This window comes from Desulfurispirillum indicum S5 (assembly GCF_000177635.2).
Taxonomy (GTDB): domain Bacteria; phylum Chrysiogenota; class Chrysiogenetes; order Chrysiogenales; family Chrysiogenaceae; genus Desulfurispirillum; species Desulfurispirillum indicum.
Map to the genome: position 1 here is coordinate 1069199 of NC_014836.1, position 21615 is coordinate 1090813.

Sequence of the window (21615 nt, forward strand, 5' to 3'; positions counted from 1 at the left end):
ATCAGCTCTCTACAAAGTAATTGGGGGCTTCTTTGGTGATGATGACATCGTGGACGTGGGATTCGCGCAGGCCGGCGTTGGTAATGCGCACAAAGCGCGCTTCCTTGCGCAGCATTTCAATGTCGGCGCAGCCGCAGTAGCCCATGCCGGAGCGCAGGCCGCCGACGATCTGGTGGACGCTGCCGGCCAGGCTGCCACGGTAGGGAACCTTGCCTTCGATGCCTTCAGGCACGAATTTCTGGTCTTCCTTGACGTCACCCTGGAAGTAGCGGTCTTTGCTGCCCTGGCGCATGGCGCCAACGGAACCCATGCCACGGTAAACCTTGTAGCTGCGGCCCTGCAGAAGCTCAATGTCACCCGGCGATTCTCCGGTTCCGGCGAAGAGGGAGCCGATCATGACGCAGTTGGCTCCGGCGGCGATGGCCTTCACCACATCGCCGGAGTACTTGATGCCGCCATCGGCGATGACGGGTATGCCCAGGGGGTCGCAGTAGCGGGCGACTTCGGTTATGGCAGTGATCTGGGGGACGCCGACGCCAGCCACGATGCGGGTGGTGCAGATGGAGCCGGGGCCGATGCCGACTTTGACGGCGTTGACGCCAGCTTCGATGAGGGCCTTGGCGGCTTCTTTGGTGGCGATATTGCCGCCGATGATCTCCAGGTTGGGGTAGATGGTGCGGACTTCCCTGACGGTTTCCAGCACTTTCTGGGAGTGGCCGTGGGCGGTGTCGATGACGATGACGTCGACGCCGGCTTTCACGAGAGCTGCTGCCCGCTCAATGGTGTCGGCGCCGGTGCCGACGGCAGCGCCGACGCGCAGACGGCCGAATTCATCCTTGCAGGCGTTGGGGTATTTCTGGCGCTTTTCAATATCTTTGGTGGTGATCAGGCCTTTGAGGGTGTTGTCGTTGTCGACGACGAGGAGCTTTTCGATGCGGTGTTCGTGGAGGATGTCAGCGGCTGCTTCAAGACTGATGCCCATGGAGACGGTGACGAGGTTTTTGGAGGTCATGTATTCGGAAACTTTGCGGGTGTAGTCTTTGCAGAAGCGCAGGTCGCGGTTGGTCAGGATGCCCACCAGACGGTTACCTTCCACGGTGACGGGCACGCCGCTGATCTTGTACTTGCTCATCAGCTCTTCGGCGTCCTTGATCATGGCGTCGGGGCCGATGGTGATGGGATCGACGATCATGCCTGATTCTGAGCGCTTGACCTTGTCTACCTCGTCGGCCTGACGTTCAATGGACATGTTCTTGTGGATAATGCCGATGCCGCCTTCCTGGGCGATGGCGATGGCCAGGCGTCCTTCAGTGACCGTATCCATGGCAGCAGACACGATGGGGATATTGAGGTCGATGTTGCTGGTGAGTTTGGTCCTGGTGGAGACTTCATGGGGAAGGACGTTGCTGTAGGAGGGCACCAGTAAGACATCATCAAAGGTGAGTGCTTGGGGAATCATGTCCTGCAACATGCGCTAAAACCTCCGCTTAGGGTAGAGTGTATAGGGTTTGTGTTCCCGGTTGTGGCGGACCGTGGGACAGGGTTTGCTGTGCTGGCAGTGAAGTGTATGAATGTACCATGCCCCATGGGGAAGACCAAGGGTGAAAGTGTGTCACTGGCAGGAGACTCTGCACGAACAGCTCATGGGTACAGTGCACGGGTCCGGATGAGCGGACCTGGCTTCAGCTGATCAGGGCGGAATGGTAAAAAAAAAGTTTGCGGTGTGATTCCGCAAACTTTTTTATGTCATAATGGTCGGAGCGACCGGATTTGAACCGACGACCCCACCCACCCCAAGGGTGTACGCTACCAGGCTGCGCCACGCTCCGACGGTTTGCGGTTATACAGGGAATGTTCCGGCTTTGTCAAGAAAGTTTTCCTGCGCTTCGGGAAAGGTTTTTTGCATGGGAGGCCAACCTCTGAAGGCGTAAAGCGCGCAGGGGGAAAATGGTGGGTGAAAACGGGAAAATGTGGTCTCATTCTGCGAAAAATGGTATGTATTCCTGACATATTCGGAGGTGAAATATGAAAAAGCAACTCAGTCCAAGTGTGCAGTGGGTCGGTGTCAAGGACCCTGAGCTGGAAATATTCGATATTGTTGTACCCACCGAGCACGGAACCACCTATAACAGCTACCTCGTTCGCGGGGAGAAGGTGAATGTGCTCATTGATGTTTCCAAGGCGAATTTCTCTGAAGAGTATTTCGGTAATCTCGAGAAGATTCTCCCCATCACTGATATTGATTATGTGGTGGTGCAGCATACGGAGCCTGACCACTCCGGCTGTCTGCTGGAGCTGCTGAAGCGCCACCCGGAGATTACGGTTATCCATTCCAAGCCGTGCAAGAAATTTATTGAAAACCTGGTCAATCGCGAATTCAAATCCTGGTCCATCAATTCCGGTGATGAGCTGGACCTGGGGGGTAAGACCTTGCGTTTCTTTGTCACACCTTTTCTGCACTGGCCGGACACGATGATGAGTTATCTTGTGGAGGAGGAAATCCTCTTCCCTTGTGATGTCATGGGTGCCCATTTCACCAGCGAGCGCAATGACGCCATCATGAACTCGGAACTGGATGACGAGGACTACAAGACCTCTATCGAGGCGTTCAAATTCTACTACTCCATGATCATGCGCCCCTACAAGGAGCACTTCCTCAAGGCGTACAAGCTTATCGGCGATCTGCCGAAAAAAATCATTGCCCCTTCCCACGGACCGGTGCTGGACCGCGATCCGGAGTTCTTCCTGGAGTGGTATCACGAACAGGCTCAGAACTACCTCAAGCGCCTCAACGGTCAGAAGGTCACCATTATTTACGCCTCGTCCTACGGCAATACGGTTCTGATGATGAACGCCGTGAAAGTCGGCCTGGAAGAAGCGGGTATCGAGGTGGTGACCTTTGACGCCGCCACGGCGGACATGAATGAGATGGTGGATTCCATCGAGCTTTCCGCAGGTATTCTCTTCGGCACTTCCACCATCAACGCGAAAGCGCCGGAGCCAGTGCTTTCGCTGGTTGCCAACCTGGTCGTGCTGAATGTCTCCGGCCGCAAAGCGGGGGTCTTTGGCTCCTATGGCTGGAGTGGCGAGGGCATCAGCATGACGGAAGGCCTGTGCGAAGTGATGCATATGAAGATTGTGCAGGACGCCTACAAGGTCCAGATGCGCCCGTCAGCTGAGCAGCTGGAAGAAGGCCGCCAGTGGGGTTACGGCTTTGGACTGAAGATTATTGAGTAACCCTGCGGTATTTCGCGTATGCTTGTCTGTGCACTCTCTGAACCCTGCCCGGAAGGTTTACTTATGGTGAGGCTCCACGGGAGGAAAGCATGCAGAAAACACTTGTGATTGCAGGGATCATACTCCTTGTCGCCGGCTTTCTGTGGCCCCTGCTGCAGAAGGCCGGTTTCTTTCGGCTGCCGGGGGATATCGTGATAGAACGGGAAAATTTTCGTTTTTACTTCCCCGTGACCTCGATGGTGATTATCAGCGGAGTGGTTTCGGTGATTTTCTGGATTCTGCGACGATAACAATCGGGAGGTGAGAGAGTGGAGCAACCGGCCAAGGGGATCTATATTGTTGGTATTGGGGCCAGTGCCGGTGGTCTGGAAGCACTGCGTGCCCTGACTTCTCACCTGCCTGCCGATGGCGATATCGCCTATATCATTGCTCAACACCTCAGCCCCAGCCACCGCAGCATGCTGGTGTCCCTGCTGGCCAAGGAGTGCCTGCTGCCGGTACTGGAAGCTGTTGATGGAGCTGCCGTTGAAGCGGGACATATCTATATCACCCCTCCCAACTATGATATCACCCTGACCGCCGATGAGAAAATCCGCCTGCGCCAGCCGGCGCAACCTATGGGCCCCAAGCCTTCGGTGGATACCCTGCTGTGCTCCCTGGCCGAAGTGAAAAAAGAGAAGGCCATCGCCATTATTCTTTCCGGCACCGGCTCCGATGGCTCGGTGGGCGTGCGTGCCATCAAGGCCGAGGGGGGCATCGTCATTGCCCAGGAACCTTCGACCGCCAAGTATGACAGCATGCCGAACGCGGCAATTTCCACTACCCATGTTGATCTGGTTTTGCCGCCGGAGCGCATCGGGCAGGAAGTTCCCGAAATATTCCGCTTTCCGGAAAAATTCCTGGTGGAAAAGCAGATCAAAAAGGCACCAGGGAATATTGACCGTATCTTCCGCATCCTCACCGAGCGTGGTGAGGTGGACTTTTCCGGCTACAAACTCACCACGTTGAACCGGCGCATTGAACGGCGTATGGCGGCCACACGGGTTACCAACCTCGGGGACTACGTCAGCCTGCTGGAAGAATCTGCCGACGAGTGGAAGCTGCTCTTCAAGGACATTCTCATCAGTGTGACGGCTTTTTTCCGCGACAGGGAGTCCTTTAACTCCCTGGAAAAGGCTCTGGAAAGCCTGGTGGCGAACAAACGCAATGGTGACAGTATCCGCGTGTGGGTGCCCGGCTGCGCCACCGGCGAAGAGGCCTACACCCTGGCCGTTATGCTGTGGGAGATCGTGCACCGCATGGGGAAAAAGTGCCATATGCAGATCTTTGCCACGGATATTGATACCGACGCACTGATGCACGCCCGCAAGGGGCTCTACTCCCAGGCACTACTGGAGGGCATGGAGCCGGCTTTGCTGGAGAAGTACTTTACCCGCAAAGGCTCCAGCTTTGAAGTTGCCAAATTCCTGCGGGAGATGATCGTCTTTTCCCGTCACAACCTCATTAAAGATCCCCCCTTCCTGCGTATCGACCTGATCAGTTGCCGCAACCTCCTGATCTACTTTACTCAGCCACTGCAGAAGAAGGTGTTCTCGCTGTTCCACTACTCTCTGGCCCCCAAGGGCATCCTGTTTCTGGGGAAATCGGAATCCATCGGGGACAACGAAACGCTCTTTGCCTCTTTCCACGACAAAGCCAAAATTTACGAACGCAAAGGGGGGGTGAAGTCTCCCATCGTCAGCGGAAACGGCAACTATGCTCTGCTGCGTCGCAGTGCGACACCGGCACCCAAGCCGGCCAAAGAGTACCGCCTGGAAGATGCTCTGGCGCAGACGTGCCTGAAGCTTTTCTCCAAGTGCAGCATTGTGGTTGACTGCGAGTACAGCATCATCCATGTGCGAGGCGATGCTTCAAACTTCCTGACCCTGCCCAGTGGTGACTTCAGCGGCAATGCCCTGAAAATGCTGCCCCGTGAGCTGGGTATTGATCTGCGCGCTGCTGTTGGCAGGCTCTCTTCGGGCGATGTACCTCTTTTTCGGGGGAATCTGCATAAAATCCAGACGGGCAGCACCTGGAGCTACGTGCGCATTCTCGCGTCGCGGGTGGAGCACGAAGGTGAAGCGGTGGGGTACTTTCTCATTGTGCTGGAGGAAGAGGATAATGCCTTTGCCCTGCAGCATTGTCCTGTCGAAAGTGTCAGTGAAGACGGACATGTCCAGATACAGGAGCTGCAGCACGAGCTGATTTCCAGCAAGGAGCATCTGCAGACGGTAATTGAGGAGCTTGAAACCTCCAATGAGGAACTGCAGTCACTGAACGAAGAGCTGCAGTCGGCCAATGAGGAATTGCAGTCTTCCAACGAGGAGCTTGAGACCACCAACGAAGAGCTGCAGTCCACAAACGAGGAACTCAGTTCCGCCTATGCCGAACTGAAAGTAGTCTACGACGAGAAGGAAAGCCAGCGCCTCGAGCTGGTGAACAAGACCCATGAGCTCCAGGAATCCCAGCAGGTGCTGGAGGTTCGACAGAACTTCATTACCGGCATTATGCAGACAAGCCCGGTGGGCATACTGCGCATCGACCGCGATCGCAAAATAGACTTTATCAATGCCTATGCTGAAAAGCTGCTCGGCTTCGCGGAACACTCCCTGCTGGGGAACAGCTACCACGTGGTGGAATCGTTGCTCAAAAGCCTTGATGCAAAAAAACTCACCGCTGAGCAAAAACCCCTGGCCTGCGCCCTGAAAAACAAACGAACCCTGCATAATCTGGAATACGCGGTCAGCGCGTTGACTGATGTGGCGCGCACGCTGTCCATCAGCATCACGCCGAACTTCTCTCCGGGGGGGATCTTTGAGAGTGCGGTGCTGGCACTGGTGGATATCACCGAGAAAAAGCGGATTGAAAGAGAGCTCAAACAGAAACAGACCGAGCTGGAATTCATCAACCATAATCTGGAGAAACGCGTCAACGAGGAAGTGCAGCGACGCATGAATCGGGAAACGCTCATCAACGCCATCTACGACGAAGCCAATGTGGCTATTGGTATTACCGATACCAAAGCCCGCATTATTCACGCCAACAAAGCTTTCTGTACCACTTTTGGCTACACCTATGACGAGATCATCGGCCAGTCTTTCCTGGTACTGGTGCCGCCAAATCGCCAGCAGGCCTATCGACAGAAGCACCGCTCCCTGATGGAGAGCCAGGATCAGGATCGCGCTGTGGAGCGGGTCATGCGCCACAGGAACGGCGCCACGCTGGAGGTGCTCGTCAGCCGCAAAGCCATTATCACCGAAGACAGCACACCGGCGCTCCTGAGTATCATTACCGATATCACCTCCATGAAGCGCATCCAGCGAGAAAAGGAGCAGCAGGAGAAAATACTGATCCAGCAGACTAAAATGGCTGCCATGGGCGAAATGGTCAGTGCCATCGCGCACCAGTGGCGGCAGCCGCTGAATGTGGTGGGCATGCTGGTGCAGGATATCCGCGACTCCTATCGCTACGGAATGCTGGATCAGGGCTCCCTTGACGTGAAAGTGCAGCGCACCATGGAGACCATCCGCTTCATGTCCGACACCATTGACGACTTTCGCAACTTCTTCATCCCCGATAAGGAAAAGGAGCGTTTTGACGTCATGGAAAGCCTGCGGCAGGTGGCACACATGCTCTCCAGTCAGATGCGCTCCCACAATGTGGTTCTCTATCGTCAGCACGTGCGCAGCGGAAAGTGTGTTCCCCTGCTGGAAGACAAGAGCAGGAGCAGCGCTCCGTACCTGGTCACCGGATACCCCAATGAATTTAAGCAGGTGCTGTTTAACCTGCTCAATAACTCCCGCGATGCCATTATGCAGCATCGGCTGGACCACGATGGACAGCCCCAGGATGGCAGCATTCATGTCAGTATCAGTCGTCAGGGTCGAGGCAGGCTGATCATCAGGATCGTCGATAACGGGGGCGGTATCGACCCGGAAGTCTTGCCGCGCATTTTTGAACCGTACTTTACCACCAAGGACCAGACGAAAGGCTCAGGCATTACCGGAACCGGAATCGGCCTCTATATGGCGAAAATCATTGTCCAGGATAACATGGGTGGAAAGATCAGCGCGCGAAGTATTGATGGTGGGGCAGAATTTACCATTGAACTTTAGTCATTTTCCCAGTATAGACCCTTATAACCCGTGCAAAGGATGCCAACACATGAATAATGTCACCATGCTTATCTGTGAAGATGAACCCATAATACGAGAGATTATGCACAGCTTCTTCTCAAGGCGCGCACGGGAGGCCTTTGTGGCATGCGATGGGAAGGAGGGGCTGGAGATGTTCACCAGCCATCGGCCCGACATCGTGTTGACAGACCTGAAAATGCCCGTCATGGATGGCATCCGGCTGGCCCGTCACATCAAGGAAACTTCCACCACCCCCATCATCATGATCTCCGCCCACAACGAGAAGGAACTCCTGCAGGAAGCTACCCGTGCAGGAGTAGATCAGTTTCTCTTCAAGCCTATCGATCTTGAAGAAGCCGCACAGTTGATAGAAAAGGTTCTCGCGGAACGCTGACCGACACCAGATATGCAGCGGGTCACTTCTGTCGCGCGTAGCACCGCGCGTGGCATTCCCTATCCCGAGCGGAAGAGAAAGTACACCGCTCCCACCAGACACAGCCCCGCCCACAGAAAATCCAGTTTGAGTGGCTGACGCATGTAGAAAAGAGCAAAGGGGACGAACACCGAAAGGGTGATGACCTCCTGCAGGATTTTCAGCTGCGCCAGGCTGAGCTCCGTATAGCCGATGCGGTTGGCCGGAACCTGCAGCAGGTACTCGAACAACGCAATGCCCCAGCTGATCAGTGCCGCGATATACCACTTGTGGCCGCTGAGATTTTTCAGATGGGCATACCAGGCAAAAGTCATGAACACATTGGAAAGAATCAGCAGAAAAGACGTCTGCAAAAGAACGGGCATGGCACACCCCCGCCGGAAGAAATGAATTGCTGATGAGCACATACTCCCGGCCAGGCGATTTGGCAAGCTGAAAGTGTCAGCGCAGACCGAAGGGGAGATTCAGGGGCATGGGAGTGCCATTGATAAAGAGAATCCCCTGCTCCAGCTGGGCATCAATGTGGTAGTTGCTCTCCTCCATCCTGATGATGCCCTGAGCCATCAGCAGGTGCAGCAGGATTGCTGTTTCCATATCAAGGACAGTCACCAGATCCGCCGGCAGACTCAGGTTGAAATGGGCCTTGATCTCGTCGCTGAACTGCAGCAGGTCGAAGTAGTCTTCTTCGAAGGGGGGGATGTCCAGCAGGAAGTTTCCTCTGAGGGTGCCAAACTCAGTGGCCAGCGAAAAATCCGGGCTTTCCAGCTGGGCGCCGTCGCCCATGGCCAGCAGCAGGTAGTGCAGGAAGTCCTGCTCCAGAGTGTGACTTCCCACATTGAGACCATTGTCAATGGCAGCAAAGAAGTCGTTCAGGTGTGCCGTCTTCAGGTTGCGCAGCTCCAGCTCCACAGCAGCGGGCCCAATCTCCATGCCTTCCAGGCTTCCCTTTTCCACTGCCAGCATAAAGCTGAAATCCAGGGAATCATTGGCTGTTGATCGGGCATCAAACGTGTAGAGGATCTGTGACATGTTCGCGGGCTCCCCTTCAGCCGCGGAAAGCTGAATGAACGCGATTTCCGCGGACTGCTGCCCCTCGAACAGGTATGGAGTCATGCGCGACTGGTCGAATATGATCACCAGTTTGCCCATTTCCAGCAGCTCGTCCCCGGCCATGATATAGAGCTCGTCAAGCTCACTTGTTCCCCTGAAGGAGTTCATGTCGCTGGAGATATCCATGCTCAGAAGGAACTTCCCGCTCTGCAGCAGAAAAGTTTCCATGCCGTGTTCAGTATAGGACAGCGACAGTTGCGGAATCGTCAGCTGCAGGGCCGTCTGCCCATGGAGGCTGGTGTTCGTCAGCAGCAAAGCGTTTTCGCCTTCCGGAAAGAAATTCTGGGGGTTTTCACGCCCGCCGGGATAAAAAGTGCTGCGGCTCTTCACCCCGCTCAATCCATGGCTTACTTTGCTGTGGACCTCGATATAGGGAGAAAAGAAATGGGAAAGTGCATCGCGCAGATCTGGATCAATCACTTCTATGCGGCTGTGGATGGTGCTGCTGAGCCAGCCCCGCTGGTAACTGACCGTTGAAACCTGATATTCATTGGAGGAAAGGGTGGAATCCACCGCCTGTTGGTAGTACTGGGAGAACACTCCGCCGCTGTAATAGGGAACTGCCAGGGCGACAGCGACGATGGCGGCTGTCAGTAAGAGTATGACAAAGAATTTCTTCATGATCGGCAACTCCATCTTCGCTGCAGTGTGCGTTATTAAAAGCCCGGCTGAGCCGTTTTCGCTTTGGTCACCCTTTCCCGGGCAAATTTGCATGAATATGGCGGAAAAGGTTCTTCAGCAGCTTCTTCGGCACTTATCGCACTGAATTCCCCTCAGGTCAACCCGTGAGTTATGGAGTGACGAAAAAACAGGGGAGACTGGCATTCAGCAAGGAAGCACACGAGTATGATGACGCTGCTGCGCGGACATCGCCAGAAACTCCAGCACCTGCTCAGCCGGGCCACGGAAGAGCACACGGGAAGCCGCGCGCTCCATCTGGTAATCGTACATGGGGTCGTAGTATTCGCTGAGCATGATACGCACCCACTCGCGGTGGGCAGCCGGTATCCCGATCGCTTCCTGGGAAACCATGGCCCGGTCAAAGGCTTCAGCCACGCGGCCATAGCGCTCCATGCCCAGGCGTTTGCGGATGCGGTGGAAGTTGGCGTGCATCCAGGTCTTCCAGCGCTGGCAATCCAGATCCCCTGACTCAGCGTATCGCTGCTGGGATTCGGTCACGTACTCCTGCACCGTACGCTCAATGCGCTCTTCCAGCGAGGATTCCACCACAACCCGTGCAGCGTTTTTCAAGACCTCGAAAAAAGGCGCCGGAATGTTCACCGCTCCCACCGCCTGGCTTTCATCCTCGAAGATGACCTGGCCAGGTTGACGGTGCAGCAGCTGAATCAGCTTCCAGGCCAGGCGGTTTTCAAAATCGATCTGACTTGGCTGGGGAGTGAGATAGCGACCGAAAGCGGAGCCGCGATGGTGGGCGATATCCTCCAGATCAATGGCATGCTCCATCTGGCGGATGAGAATGGTCTTGCCCGTGCCCGTGCGCCCCGCCAGCACCAGCGGGAGAGCCCTGGCCGCAAAATGCGCGGGGATCTCCTGTTCCAGCTGCTCCAGCAGATAGCGGCGCAGCGCCTTGTAGCCGCCTTCAAGGCGGGGAATCACTATCCCGTGATGGTCAAAGAGCCACTGCTGGGAAATCTGGGAGCGCATGCCACCGCGAAAGCAGTAGAGCAGCGCGTTTTCATGGGTGCGCGTGAACTGCGCCCAGGCATCAATACGCGGTGCCCGCACCTGCGCATTGACCAATCGGTGACCCAGCGCCACCGCCGCCTCGTGGCCTTCGTGTGTATAGCAGGTGCCAACCAGACGCCGCTCCTCATCGTTCATGAGAGGCAGATTCACCGCACCGGGAAAGGCGCCACGCGCGAACTCCACCGGAGCCCGCACGTCAATCAGGGGTATATCCCCCAGAATAATGGAGCGGAAATCCGCTGTCAGTGGCAAGTAGCTCATGAGCCCGTCACTTCAACCAGAAGCGAACGGCGGGGAACCGTGCAGCCGATGGACTGCAGCTGCAGCCCCTCCTGGCGTGCAACACTCTGGAAAGCCTCCACGCAGGAGCGCTCCGCCGCCACCAGCAGGCCACCCGAAGTCTGAGGATCGCAGAGAATGCCCCGCTGCACATCGCTCAGGGACGAAACATGGTGACCATAGCTGTTGAAGTTCTTGGTCGTGCCGCCGGGCATGCAGCCAAGGCCCAGGTAGTGGTGAACCTGAGGCAGCACCGGAACATCGTCAAAACGGACCTCCGCACTGATGCCGCTGCCCTCGCAGATTTCCACCAAATGCCCCAGCAGGCCAAAGCCCGTCACATCCGTCATGGCTCGAACCCCCGGCAGACGGGAAAACGCCTCACCCGCGCGGTTGAGAGTACACATGGCATCAATGGCCACCTGCAGATGGGCCGGATCGACCAGCTTCTTCTGCTTCTGAGCCGTGGAGAGAATACCAATACCCAGCGGCTTGGTCAGGAAGAGCTCACAGTCGGCAATCGCCGTATCGTTACGCTTCAGATGGGCATTCTCCACCAGCCCCGTCACCGCCAGGCCGAATATGGGCTCCGGCGAATCAATGGAATGACCACCCGCCAGAGGAATACCCGCCGCCGCACAGGCAAAGCGCCCTCCTTCAACCACCTGCTGCCCCACCGCCACCGGCACCTTGTTTACCGGCCAACCGAAAATGGCAATGGCCATCAGGGGACGACCCCCCATGGCGTAAATATCGCTGATGGCATTGGTGGCCGCAATACGCCCGAAAGTGAACGCATCATCCACAATGGGCATGAAAAAATCCGTCGTACTCAGCACCGACGAACCATTCCCCAAGTCAAAGGCCGCCGCATCATCCTTGCTGCTGTTGCCCACCAGCAGACCGGGAAACAGTGGCAACTCCTGGGAAGATTGCAGAATCTGATCCAGCAACGCCGGGGAAATCTTGCAGCCGCAGCCGGCACCGTGGCTGTATTCAGTAAGCTTTACAGAATCCATGGGAACTCCTGATAGTAAATTGACTGGGAAAATGGAGATTGGTGTGAGATTAGCGCCTTCCTTAAAATACCAGCGACCGTTATTCTAACCTTGTGGGTTATTGTAAAATAGTGGGAGTCAGGTATGACACGAGAAAATCCTGGCATTTTGCGACCTGATGCTCTGCATTTCCCGTTACTCTACGGCTCCAGTGAGTTTCCTGATACCATCCAACAGTTGATTGAAGCTGTGGGAGCGGTTTCCCTCAAGCGACAGTGTTTGCCCGATAGCGCATGATCCTGATATCTTCTGATAGGATTGCGCCAACCGCTTGAGTTCCTGGCTCGCATTATTCAGACGATCAGGATTGCGATACTTGGCGTTATTTTGTTGTCCAGACAATCTTGAAGGGCCAATGGCTTTGGCTACGGCGTTCAGATCGCCGAGATAAAAGCTCTCCAGCTCATGACACGCAATGCGGACGACAGCATCCGGGCGTCCCGCGCTGTGGCAAATGCTCAGCAGCTTTGCCTTGATCTCTTTGCAGTCACCAGAGTCCTGATCTCTCATGACCAGAAATCTGGCCTCAGGATTTTGCCAGGCACGCAACCGAAGCGGCAACCGTTTTTCCAGATCCTGTTTGCCCTCAAATACTATATAGCGCACTTGTACACGGGGATTATCCAAAAGCCGGGGAATTAATCCTTCGAGCATAGCCTTGGCTGATGGCTCTTCATGAAAAAACACCAGCTCGGTCATTGTGGATCCACCCCTGGGAAGAGTCCTTCTTTCCAGAGATACCCCATCTGGTCACCTTCCTCCATAAATGCCCTGATTTGCGCGTTATCTTGAGCGCGACAAATATTGGTATAACCATCTTTTTTGACCAGCCAGTAAACTTCTTCCAGTCTTACCGCATTGAGGAAATCGGGGGAGTGGCTGGATACCATTACCTGGCCACCTCGCTCCGTATAGGCGCGAAATTCCTCGGCAAGTTCCCACAGCAATTTTGGATAGAGTTGGTTTTCCGGCTCTTCGATGCAAAGCAGTGGATGAGGTTCTGGATCGTACAGGAGCACGAGATAGGCAAACATCTTAATGGTTCCATCAGACACATACCGGTCGATGAAGGGATCTTTAAAGGTGCTGTCCTGAAAGTTCAGAATCAGACGTCCATCCTCAGTTAATACGGGTTTAACCTGGCTTTCGCCGGGAACCCTGTGTTTCATGGCATCAACGATTTTTTCAAAAATGTCGGGGTGATTTTCAAAGATATTGCGCGCTACGAGCTGCAGGTTATCACCCGAAACAGACAGATGCTCGTACTCGCCAATAGCGTCCTTACTCCCCCTGGCAAGATTGATGTGAAAGTCGGACACATGCCAGTTTTCAATCAGTTGGCGAAAAGCATTGGCCGCCTTGAAACGCTCGAACTGGCCAAGACCCTTTACCGCCAGAGCGTCCTTGCCAACACTTTGCTCCTCTCGGTCCAGTTCTTCATCCTGCTTGTCAAAGGCTTCCTCGTTGGTGATGGCGTAACCCTTACCCTGATTGAAATGCAAGAAGTGATAAGGCGAACCATAACGACCGCGTTTATAGCGCAGCAATTCACGGCGCACAACTACCTGCCTATTCTCCAGGCCTATCTCAATCAGGTAGGTCACGAGGCGTTCGACATTGGCAATACTCATACGGAACTTGATTTCAAGCTCAATAGACTCCGTATCCGCAACACCTCTGCTCAGCACCTCACGGAATCCACCACGCACCTGCAGGGCCTGCTTGACGTTAAAGGTCAGACAGTCTTTCAGAAAACCGAAGACATCAAACAATGTGGACTTGCCGCTTCCATTGGCCCCCACCACTACGCAAAATCGAGGCAACTTTTTCATTTCAGCATTGCGAAAGCTTTTAAAGTTTTTTATGCGAATGCTTTCTATCAGCATAATGCTTTCCTCCAAATCCTCTATCTGCGGTGTTTCAAATCGAGGCGAGTGTCATGTGGCGCCAGTTGCAGCTAAATTCCCAACGGTATGGTAGATTCCTGATATATTCATCAATATCAATTTATGTGCTGATTCCACGGCAGAGAAAAATCGCCAACATAACCACAAGTGTGTTTTGGTCTTTGGAAGTTATTAGAAGCGTGCTTGAGTACAAGCTCTAATATTTTCTCCGCATCATGTTGTCTTGCAAAGGTGTAAACATCGACTTCATCTTGTTCAAGTTGTTTTTTTACATTTTGAATATGGACACGATTTCGCACCTTACGGAGCTCATCAAGCTTTATGTATAGGTCTGTCCCAGTGGCCCCTAGCAAGTCATGTTTTCTTGCGGCAGCAATATAAGTTTCAAGCTGATCAATTGTCTTGCTTCGGACATCATTAAGTACCTGCTCTGCAATATTTCTCACCCCTTCCCTTGTATTATTAGTTATTCGAGAAAACAAGTCATAAAGAAGAGCTTCAATTATTGAAACTATAATGAGAGTTATTGGCTTACAAAATAGACTTGAATCTTCATTGTTCATTCGCATTGAGTCTTGCGACGAATAAAGCACCCTTAAACAGCTAAAGTTATAGTTGATATTGTCGCCTAATTTAAAATCTCCGATAAAATTGCAATTAATTTTTTGCATAGCTACCATCCCATGAAAACGTATTCAGCAATATATTTCAATGCCAGACTAATTCACATTGCGATAACAGCAGACTGAAGTTCCATTGAGTCTCAAGATGCATTAAAAAGTCATAGGCAACACTTCAATGTTACGCTGTAGGGTCAAATGAGCGCACATATTTTGTTATTTCACATAAAATCTCTTGATTGCGTTGAGTTATTTGCTCAAAACTCAAATTCATTTTTCCCATTCCATCAATATAGTAGTTTTCAATATCAATAAAGTTATCAATGCTAATTTGATCATAAGACCGATTTTCATTAATACTTTCAATATACTTAATAACAGCGTAGTCATGTGCGAACTTTGCAGACTCAGCTCGATATTCCAAATAGCAAATTATTTTATTGCGTAAGCGCTCTGGCAGAAAAATCTCATAGCGAACTTCGTCAGCGAGGGAATTAAAAATACACCAGTCTTTTGCTGCAGGCCAAACCACAAGCTCTAGCCCATGCTCCAATATCGAACTTCTATCTCTATCCCATTCACGGCAAATTTCATCTAGCACTTCCTTCATAGGTCGCTGCTTGATCCAATGTTCATCACTACCTATTTTCAATTCAGAAAATAGCCGTTCACTGATACTGGTTAAGCTATCAAAAACTCTTTTTTGATACTCAGTATTTACTGGGCTAAGAAGCGTTTTTCTTGCATTTCGATAAGTAAGATAAGCAAGAATAAGAGCTCCACACCAGAATATGATTTGAGTTAAATTCTTTACTGATTCCAGATCCATCTATGACCTTTTCCGTTGATACTCACTGTGCGTTATTAATTTATCACCGTTTGATGCAAAGTGCCCAGGTGCGAGGCGCCCGCAACGTGAGGCGTGAGGCGTACTCCCCGTACGTTGCTCCGCACGAGTTTCCAGCGGGCAACGTCGCAGATGGGTGCTTTTCAGCAAACTGTCAAAAGTACCTCGCCTGCGGATGGTGGAACACAAACCCCGATGTGCTGGCTTCCGGGTCCATCATGTGGCTTTCGGTGAGTTTCACGCCCAGTTCGTCGGGGTGAAGCAGGGCGAAGAGGTCTTCCTGCACGCTCAGGTCGGGCAGGGCGCTGTAGCCGGGGGCGTAGCGTTTGCCGCGATAGCGGGCGCCAAAGAGGTCCTGCTTGGGCAGGGGACTTTGTTCGCCGATGCCCCACATGTGGCGCAGGCGGATGTGGAGTATTTCCGCGAGGGATTCGGCCATTTCCAGGGCGAGGGAGGCCATGATGTGGCTGCGCTGGTAGTTGCCTTTCTCTTTTTCCTGCTGGGCCAGCTGGCCCAGTTTGGGGCCGGTGCTGACGATGAAGAGGCAGAGGTAGTCGCGTTCGGGGTGGACGTAGTCGGCCAGGCAGAGGTCCAGGCCCGGGTTGCGGGGGAAGCTGATGGTGCGCAGGGGCTGCTCCAGGGAGTCCAGCAGGGTGATGCTGTTTTCGCTGCTGCGGTGGGCCTGGAAGTAGCGGTAGACGGCACCGGGCTGGATGTCGCCCCGGCGCTGGATTTCGTCCATGATTTCCTGCACCTGCTTCTGCAGCTGGACGGCTTTGGCTTCGCCGCGTGCGAGGGCTTCGGGGAAGCCTTTGTAGCCCAGGTGCTTGCCGTAGAGCATGTGGGGGTTGATATGGTCGAAGATGGTCTGCAGGTCGCTTTCCATGTGCACGTGGCGCTTGAGGTCGGGGGGCAGGGGCACGCGCTCCACTGGCTGCACTCGCTGGCTGGCGGTGCTGGCTGCTGGCCGGGTGCTGGCGGCTTCCTGGCTGAGTTCTTCCCTTTTCAGTCGTTTGTTCCACAGCTCTTCCACCACGCTCTGGCGCTGGTCGTCGTCAAGCAGGCGTCCGGCCAGGGCCAGGCATTCCATGGGGTCGCGGCAATAGATGGCCAGGCCTTCGTACTGGGGCTGGATTTTCTGGCTGGTGAAGTTTTCCGACAGGGCGGCACCGCCCACCATGAGGGGAATGTCGATTCCGGCGGCTTTCATGTCGGCGGCGGTGGTGGTCATCTGCTGGGCCGAGCGCACCAGCAGGCCACTGAGGCCCACGAAGTCGGGTTTATGCTTTTCTATGGCCTCGATGATCTGTTCCGAGGGGATTTTAATACCCAGGTTGATGACCTTGTAGCCGTTGTTGGTCATGATGATGTCCACCAGGTTTTTGCCGATGTCGTGGACGTCGCCCTTGACGGTTGCCAGCACCATGGTGCCACGGGTAGTGACCTGGTCGGCTTCCATAAACTGGCTGAGGTAGTCGACGGAGGCTTTCATCACCTCGGCTGACTGCAGCACTTCAGCGACGATGAGCTTGTTGTCGTTGAAGAGGCGGCCCACTTCGGCCATGCCGGCCATGAGGGGGCCGTTGATGACGTCGAGGGGGGGCATCTGGGCCATGGCTTCGTCCAGGCGCGGGTGCAGGTTTTCCCGCGAGCCTTCCACAATATTGCTCTGCAGGCGCTGGGCTACGGGCAGGCTTTCATCGCTGGTGGCCTTCTGCTGGGTCTTGCGCTCGCGGAATTTATCGGCAAAGGGGGTGATGGGGTCTTCACCACGGGCGAAGATGAGGTTTTCGGCCAGCTGCAGATCTTCGGCTTCAATGCTGGCGTAGCGCACCATCATTTCGGGGTTGATGATGGGCATGGTCAGCCCGGCGTCCACGCAGTGTTTGAGGAAGACGGCATTGAGGATTTCCCGCGCGGCGGGGGGCAAGCCAAAGGAGACGTTGGAGAGGCCGATGGTGATGGCGCAGTGGGGAAACTCCTCGCGAATGAGGGCGATACCTTCGATGGTTTCGCGGGCTGAGGTGCGGTACTGCTCGTCGCCGGTAGCCACGGGGAAGACCAGGGGGTCGAAGACGATATTTTCGGGGCGCAGGCCGTACCGGTTCACCAGGATGTCGTAGCTGCGGCGGGCGATTTCCAGTTTGCGCTGGGCGGTGACGGCCATGCCGTGCTCCGGGTCTTCGTCAATGGTGCCCACCACCACGGCGGCGCCGTAGGTTTTCAGCAGGGGCACCACTTCATCCAGGCGCTCGGTGCCCTGTTCCAGATTGATGGAGTTGATGATGGCCTTGCCCTGGCTGTACTGCAGCGCCACTTCCACCACGGCGGCATCGGTGGAGTCGATCATGAAAGGCACCTTGATGCTGCGCATCAGGGCCGCCATAAAGGCCTGCATGTCGGTGTGTTCGTCCCGGTCGGGATTAGCCAGACAGACGTCAATGATGTGCGCGCCGCCGCGAATCTGTTTGCGGGCCACTTCCACCGCTTCGTCCAGGTTCCCCTCGGCGATCAGGCGCTTGAATTTGCGGCTGCCGATGACATTGGTGCGCTCGCCCACCAGATAGAGCTCGCCGGGCTCGATGGGCAGGTACTCAATGCCACTGAGGGCAAAGGGCGTTGCCGGCTGGGGCGTGCGGGCGGGGCGCTTGGCGGCTTCCGCGCTGATCATGCGAATGTGTTCATCGGTGGTGCCGCAGCAGCCCCCCACGAAGTTCAGCCAGCCCTCATCCATAAACTGGGCCAGCTTGCCGGCCACGTCGGTGGGGCTTTGCTGGTAGCGGCCATTTTCGTCGGGCAGCCCCGCGTTGGGTACACAGGCTACGCCACAGGTGGCCAGCTGGGCCAGGCTACGGATATGGCCGGTCATAAAGTCGGGGCCAGTGGCGCAGTTCAGGCCCACATAGAGCAGGGGGAAGTGTTCAATGGAGTTATAGAGCGCCTCGATGGCCTGACCAGCCAGCATGGTGCCCATGGGCTCAATGGTGACACTGACTGCCAGGGGCATGTCCACACCCAACTGCTCCATGGCCTCCGTGGCGCCAATCAGGCCCGCCTTGAGGTTCAGGGTATCCTGCATGGTCTCCAGCAGCAGATAGTCCACCCCGCCCTCAATAAGGGCCAGGGCCTGCTGGCGGAAGGCATCCCGCAGCTCGTGAAACGTGACGCCGCCGGTGATGCAGATGGACTTGGAAGTTGGCCCCATGCAGCCCGCCACAAAGCGGGGCTTATCAGCGGTGCTGTACCGATCCGCCATGGTGCGGGCAATGCGCGCCGCTTCCAGGTTCAGGCGGTGCACCTGATCCTCCAGGGCGTACTCCCGCAGAACAATGGACGTGGAGCCAAAGGAATTGGTTTCAATGATATCGGCCCCTGCCTCCAGATAACGACGGTGAACCCCCTCCACCACATCGGGGCGGGTGATTACCAAGTACTCGTTGCAACCGTCATAGGCCGCGCCGCCAAAATCAGCGGCGGTGAGCTCAAAGCTGGCCAGGGCCGTGCCCGTGGCACCGTCCAGACAGAGAATATGGGAAGCGGCGCGCTGCCGCAGAAGATCAATACGTTGCTGTTGTGTGGTCATGTGGGAAAGCTCCTGGGTGTTACTGCTCGGAAAGCGAAATGCGACAGCACGCTGAAGTGCCTCAATACACGCATGCGACAAATGCATGACGTATGCGCGGCGCTGGTGGAACCAGAGGTGAAGTGTGTCTCCTGCCCACCCGAACTCGCGACTGCGAGCAGTGCCGCAGATGGAGGATTATCAGCGTCCTGCTGATAATAAAACAACAAGGCCCAAAGTCCAAGGTGAAAGTCACGCCGTGACGGTGCCATCGGGTAACCTCAGTTCAGCCTGAAGAACACTCCCCAGAAAGAACTTCCGCTGCGGGAAAAGTTTTCCGCAATGATCTGCTAATGAAAGTAGGGGTAAGTAACATGATTGTGTCACTTAAATACCCTGGTAAATATATTGCATGAGGACAGATTTATGTAGTGCGGTTCTCTGGCAACTCTTGAACGTGACCAGGAAAATAAAGGAGATGAGAAATGAGAGCAATGGTACTTGCACTGTTGTTGTGCGGATTGATGATGCTTCCCCTGGCGGCGCTGGCAGAAAGTCCATCGATCCCTGCGGAAAGCAAGCTGATTCCCATGGAAGAGCTGGAATTCCAACTGCTGCAGGAATTTCCTGCCCAGGCATCAGAATCTGGCGGTGATGTGGGCATCATGGCCACGGGTTCGTGGGGAGCCCAGACGGTTGGCCCGACTATCTACACTACGGGATATCCGTATTATGGCCCTGTTTTTTCTGCGCCTGCCTCAACACCCAGCAATGCGGCAACCAGAACTATTTACTGGGATTGGAACGTGTTGAACTACCGCTCGGATCTTAAGGTATGGCTGTGTAACGTTACTTGGGATGCATGTGATGAAGTGTCTCATTCGAGTATTGGAGGAACAAATGTGTTCCATGGACTTTCTGCCACCCATAACTACCAGTTTGTTTTTGGCATCCCCGGCAATGGTAGTGCTATTTACCCCTACGTATATGGCCAGCAGAACTCCATTATCGTGAACTGGGAAAACTGACGAGGAGGAGAATAGCCGTGTTCAGTACATCCATCACCCAGGGAGTCAACCCCTACTCACAGGTGCAGAAGAATACGACGGTGCGTGCGGATCAATCTCAAGCGTACCATAGAACAGCTCAAACGAGAGTCGCCGCGCAGACCGACGCTGTAGTCCTCAGCGAGGAAGCCAGGCAGCTGTATGGAGAATTGGTACCAGGCGAGAAGGCGGAGCAAGGCGAGCAGGACGACCCCAGAATTCCACCCATACATCTCTGGGAAAACCTCGTCAATGATCCTGATTACGCTGAGGAAATGGCCAGGAATGCTGCCTATATTCCCGATGGCTTGATGCTCAGGATTAACCCGGATGCAGCGAAGATGGGTGAACGAGTGCTCTTGGATGATCTCTTTCTTTACCTCGATGGCACCCCTGTCACCTTCAGCGATGGCAGTTACGAGGAATACCGGGATGCCTTTTACCGTGAATCTGCAATCGTGAATCAACAGCGCATTGATCTTTACGAAGAGGCAAAACGCAATGGGGTTTCCGGGGCAGATCTGTATCGGGTGATTCACGAGTTCAACTTCAGTCTGCCTGAATCCTATCTGGAAAAATCCGGTCGCGTTTTTCAGCGGGAAATATTGTTCGCGCGGGCTGAAGGCGCTTCTACGAGTGACGAAATTTACCAGATGATTCACTCCAGTGAGGCAGAATCCTATCTTGAAAAAAATAACGAGGCAAATCAGAGGGAAACGGCCTTTGCCCGGGCCGGCAACTGATGTTTCTGCCCTCGCACTTCTTTTTCGGGGTGCGAGGGCGCAGTAATTTGAACTGGGAAAACTGACGAGGAGGAGAATAGCCGTGTTCAGTACATCCATCACCCAGGGAGTCAACCCCTACTCACAGGTGCAGAAGAATACGACGGTGCGCGCGGATCAATCTCAAGCGTACCACGGAACAGCTCAAACGAGAGTCGCCACACAGGCAGATACTGTGGACCTCAGCGAGGAAGCCAAGCAGCTGTATGGAGAATTAGTGCCTGGCGAGCAGGACAGCCCCAGGATCCCACCTATACTTGGCTGGGAGAACCTCGTCAACGACCCGATATATGCTGAGGAGATGGCACACTTCATTGCTTATGAAGTAGATGCACTAATGTGGAAGATTAATTCTGATATTGATTTTGGAGTGGATGGCATTCCCTCAGGTGGTATTCCTGCGTATGGTGTTTTGTTGTATCCTGATGGTACTCCAATTGACTTTAGTGATGGCAGCTACCAGGAATATGCCGATGCGTTTTACCGCGAGTCTGCCATAGTGCGGCAGCAGCGTATTGAAGCTTACGAAGAGGCCAGGCGCAATGGAGTTTCCGGCGCAGATCTGTATCGGGTGATTCACGAGTTCAACTTCAGTCTGCCTGAATCCTATCTGGAAAAAACCGGTCGCGTTTTTCAGCGGGAAATATTGTTCGCGCGGGCTGAAGGCGCTTCTACGAGTGACGAAATTTACCAGATGATTCACTCCAGTGAGGCAGAATCCTATCTTGAAAAAAATAACGAGGCAAATCAGAGGGAAACGGCCTTTGCACAGGCTGGCAACTGATGTTTCTGCCCCCGCACCTCTTCTTCGGGGTGCGGGGGCACTGTAATTTGAACTGGGAGAACTGAAAA

At 54.5% G+C, this 21615-nt stretch carries 17 protein-coding genes and 1 tRNA gene; 7 read left to right on the top strand and 11 right to left on the bottom strand.

All coding sequences use genetic code 11. From position 1 onward, the window contains the following. Position 1: 1 nt before the first annotated feature. On the bottom strand, positions 2 to 1471 hold the full coding sequence (guaB, locus tag SELIN_RS05080) for an IMP dehydrogenase (protein ID WP_013505606.1): 1470 nt from the start codon (positions 1469 to 1471) through the stop codon (positions 2 to 4). 281 nt (positions 1472 to 1752) lie between these two features. Continuing rightward, positions 1753 to 1829, bottom strand: a tRNA-Pro gene (locus tag SELIN_RS05085). 196 nt (positions 1830 to 2025) lie between these two features. Here SELIN_RS05085 and SELIN_RS05090 point away from each other — a divergent pair. The 4 genes from SELIN_RS05090 (at position 2026) to SELIN_RS05105 (ending at position 7806) form a co-directional block, all read left to right on the top strand. Next, positions 2026 to 3237, top strand: coding sequence for an FprA family A-type flavoprotein (locus tag SELIN_RS05090; RefSeq protein WP_013505607.1), 1212 nt, complete (start codon positions 2026 to 2028; stop codon positions 3235 to 3237). 89 nt (positions 3238 to 3326) lie between these two features. Further along, the gene (locus SELIN_RS05095) at positions 3327 to 3527 is read left to right on the top strand and encodes a DUF2905 domain-containing protein (protein WP_013505608.1); all 201 of its coding nucleotides are present in this window, start codon (positions 3327 to 3329) and stop codon (positions 3525 to 3527) included. 18 nt (positions 3528 to 3545) lie between these two features. Further along, positions 3546 to 7391, top strand: a complete 3846-nt coding sequence (locus SELIN_RS13825; protein ID WP_013505609.1) for a chemotaxis protein CheB — start codon at positions 3546 to 3548, stop codon at positions 7389 to 7391. A 49-nt stretch (positions 7392 to 7440) separates the two neighbouring features. Then, positions 7441 to 7806 (top strand): response regulator, encoded by a 366-nt coding sequence (locus tag SELIN_RS05105; RefSeq protein WP_013505610.1) that lies wholly within the window; start codon positions 7441 to 7443, stop codon positions 7804 to 7806. Positions 7807 to 7865: 59 nt separating this feature from the next. On the opposite strand, the gene SELIN_RS05110 is transcribed toward SELIN_RS05105, so the two are convergent. The 9 genes from SELIN_RS05110 to metH all read right to left on the bottom strand — a co-directional run bounded on the left by SELIN_RS05110 (position 7866) and on the right by metH (position 18956). After that, positions 7866 to 8210, bottom strand: a complete 345-nt coding sequence (locus SELIN_RS05110) for a DMT family protein (protein ID WP_013505611.1) — start codon at positions 8208 to 8210, stop codon at positions 7866 to 7868. A gap of 76 nt (positions 8211 to 8286) precedes the next feature. Further along, positions 8287 to 9576 carry a YdgA family protein gene (locus SELIN_RS05115; protein ID WP_013505612.1) on the bottom strand — a complete coding sequence of 430 codons (1290 nt, stop codon included), beginning with the start codon at positions 9574 to 9576 and terminating at the stop codon, positions 8287 to 8289. Between the two features lie 204 nt (positions 9577 to 9780). Next, the gene (mnmH, locus tag SELIN_RS05120) at positions 9781 to 10923 is read right to left on the bottom strand and encodes a tRNA 2-selenouridine(34) synthase MnmH (protein WP_013505613.1); all 1143 of its coding nucleotides are present in this window, start codon (positions 10921 to 10923) and stop codon (positions 9781 to 9783) included. Then, the gene (selD, locus tag SELIN_RS05125; protein WP_013505614.1) at positions 10920 to 11960 is read right to left on the bottom strand and encodes a selenide, water dikinase SelD; all 1041 of its coding nucleotides are present in this window, start codon (positions 11958 to 11960) and stop codon (positions 10920 to 10922) included. Before selD ends, mnmH begins: the two co-directional genes overlap by 4 nt. 174 nt (positions 11961 to 12134) lie before the next feature. Further along, on the bottom strand, positions 12135 to 12698 hold the full coding sequence (locus SELIN_RS05130; RefSeq protein WP_013505615.1) for a DUF4276 family protein: 564 nt from the start codon (positions 12696 to 12698) through the stop codon (positions 12135 to 12137). Further along, positions 12695 to 13885, bottom strand: a complete 1191-nt coding sequence (locus SELIN_RS05135) for an AAA family ATPase (RefSeq protein ID WP_013505616.1) — start codon at positions 13883 to 13885, stop codon at positions 12695 to 12697. Before SELIN_RS05135 ends, SELIN_RS05130 begins: the two co-directional genes overlap by 4 nt. Before the next feature lie 116 nt (positions 13886 to 14001). Further along, entirely contained in the window at positions 14002 to 14577 is a 576-nt protein-coding gene (locus SELIN_RS05140) for a hypothetical protein (RefSeq protein ID WP_013505617.1), read from the bottom strand. 130 nt (positions 14578 to 14707) lie between these two features. Next, positions 14708 to 15355: a hypothetical protein gene (locus SELIN_RS05145; protein ID WP_013505618.1), complete on the bottom strand. Its 648-nt coding sequence runs from the start codon at positions 15353 to 15355 to the stop codon at positions 14708 to 14710. Positions 15356 to 15527: 172 nt separating this feature from the next. Continuing rightward, a complete protein-coding gene (gene metH, locus SELIN_RS05150) occupies positions 15528 to 18956 on the bottom strand; it encodes a methionine synthase (protein ID WP_013505619.1) in 3429 nt (1142 codons plus the stop codon). Between the two features lie 464 nt (positions 18957 to 19420). Here metH and SELIN_RS05155 point away from each other — a divergent pair, with 464 nt between their 5' ends. From SELIN_RS05155 to SELIN_RS05165, 3 genes are all read left to right on the top strand, one after another. Next, a complete protein-coding gene (locus SELIN_RS05155) occupies positions 19421 to 19963 on the top strand; it encodes a flagellar protein FlhE (protein WP_013505620.1) in 543 nt (180 codons plus the stop codon). A 17-nt stretch (positions 19964 to 19980) separates the two neighbouring features. Beyond that, positions 19981 to 20724 (top strand): hypothetical protein, encoded by a 744-nt coding sequence (locus SELIN_RS05160; RefSeq protein WP_013505621.1) that lies wholly within the window; start codon positions 19981 to 19983, stop codon positions 20722 to 20724. 82 nt (positions 20725 to 20806) lie between these two features. Further along, positions 20807 to 21547 carry a hypothetical protein gene (locus SELIN_RS05165; RefSeq protein ID WP_013505622.1) on the top strand — a complete coding sequence of 247 codons (741 nt, stop codon included), beginning with the start codon at positions 20807 to 20809 and terminating at the stop codon, positions 21545 to 21547. The last annotated feature ends 68 nt before the right edge of the window (positions 21548 to 21615 follow it).

Coding starts and splice junctions, on each gene's coding strand:
- guaB (WP_013505606.1), bottom strand. CDS start 1,471: ATGTTGCAGGACATGATTCCCCAAGCACTCACCTTTGATGATGTCTTA.
- SELIN_RS05090 (WP_013505607.1), top strand. CDS start 2,026: ATGAAAAAGCAACTCAGTCCAAGTGTGCAGTGGGTCGGTGTCAAGGAC.
- SELIN_RS05095 (WP_013505608.1), top strand. CDS start 3,327: ATGCAGAAAACACTTGTGATTGCAGGGATCATACTCCTTGTCGCCGGC.
- SELIN_RS05105 (WP_013505610.1), top strand. CDS start 7,441: ATGAATAATGTCACCATGCTTATCTGTGAAGATGAACCCATAATACGA.
- SELIN_RS05110 (WP_013505611.1), bottom strand. CDS start 8,210: ATGCCCGTTCTTTTGCAGACGTCTTTTCTGCTGATTCTTTCCAATGTG.
- SELIN_RS05115 (WP_013505612.1), bottom strand. CDS start 9,576: ATGAAGAAATTCTTTGTCATACTCTTACTGACAGCCGCCATCGTCGCT.
- mnmH (WP_013505613.1), bottom strand. CDS start 10,923: ATGAGCTACTTGCCACTGACAGCGGATTTCCGCTCCATTATTCTGGGG.
- selD (WP_013505614.1), bottom strand. CDS start 11,960: ATGGATTCTGTAAAGCTTACTGAATACAGCCACGGTGCCGGCTGCGGC.
- SELIN_RS05130 (WP_013505615.1), bottom strand. CDS start 12,698: ATGACCGAGCTGGTGTTTTTTCATGAAGAGCCATCAGCCAAGGCTATG.
- SELIN_RS05135 (WP_013505616.1), bottom strand. CDS start 13,885: ATGCTGATAGAAAGCATTCGCATAAAAAACTTTAAAAGCTTTCGCAAT.
- SELIN_RS05140 (WP_013505617.1), bottom strand. CDS start 14,577: ATGCAAAAAATTAATTGCAATTTTATCGGAGATTTTAAATTAGGCGAC.
- SELIN_RS05145 (WP_013505618.1), bottom strand. CDS start 15,355: ATGGATCTGGAATCAGTAAAGAATTTAACTCAAATCATATTCTGGTGT.
- metH (WP_013505619.1), bottom strand. CDS start 18,956: ATGACCACACAACAGCAACGTATTGATCTTCTGCGGCAGCGCGCCGCT.
- SELIN_RS05155 (WP_013505620.1), top strand. CDS start 19,421: ATGAGAGCAATGGTACTTGCACTGTTGTTGTGCGGATTGATGATGCTT.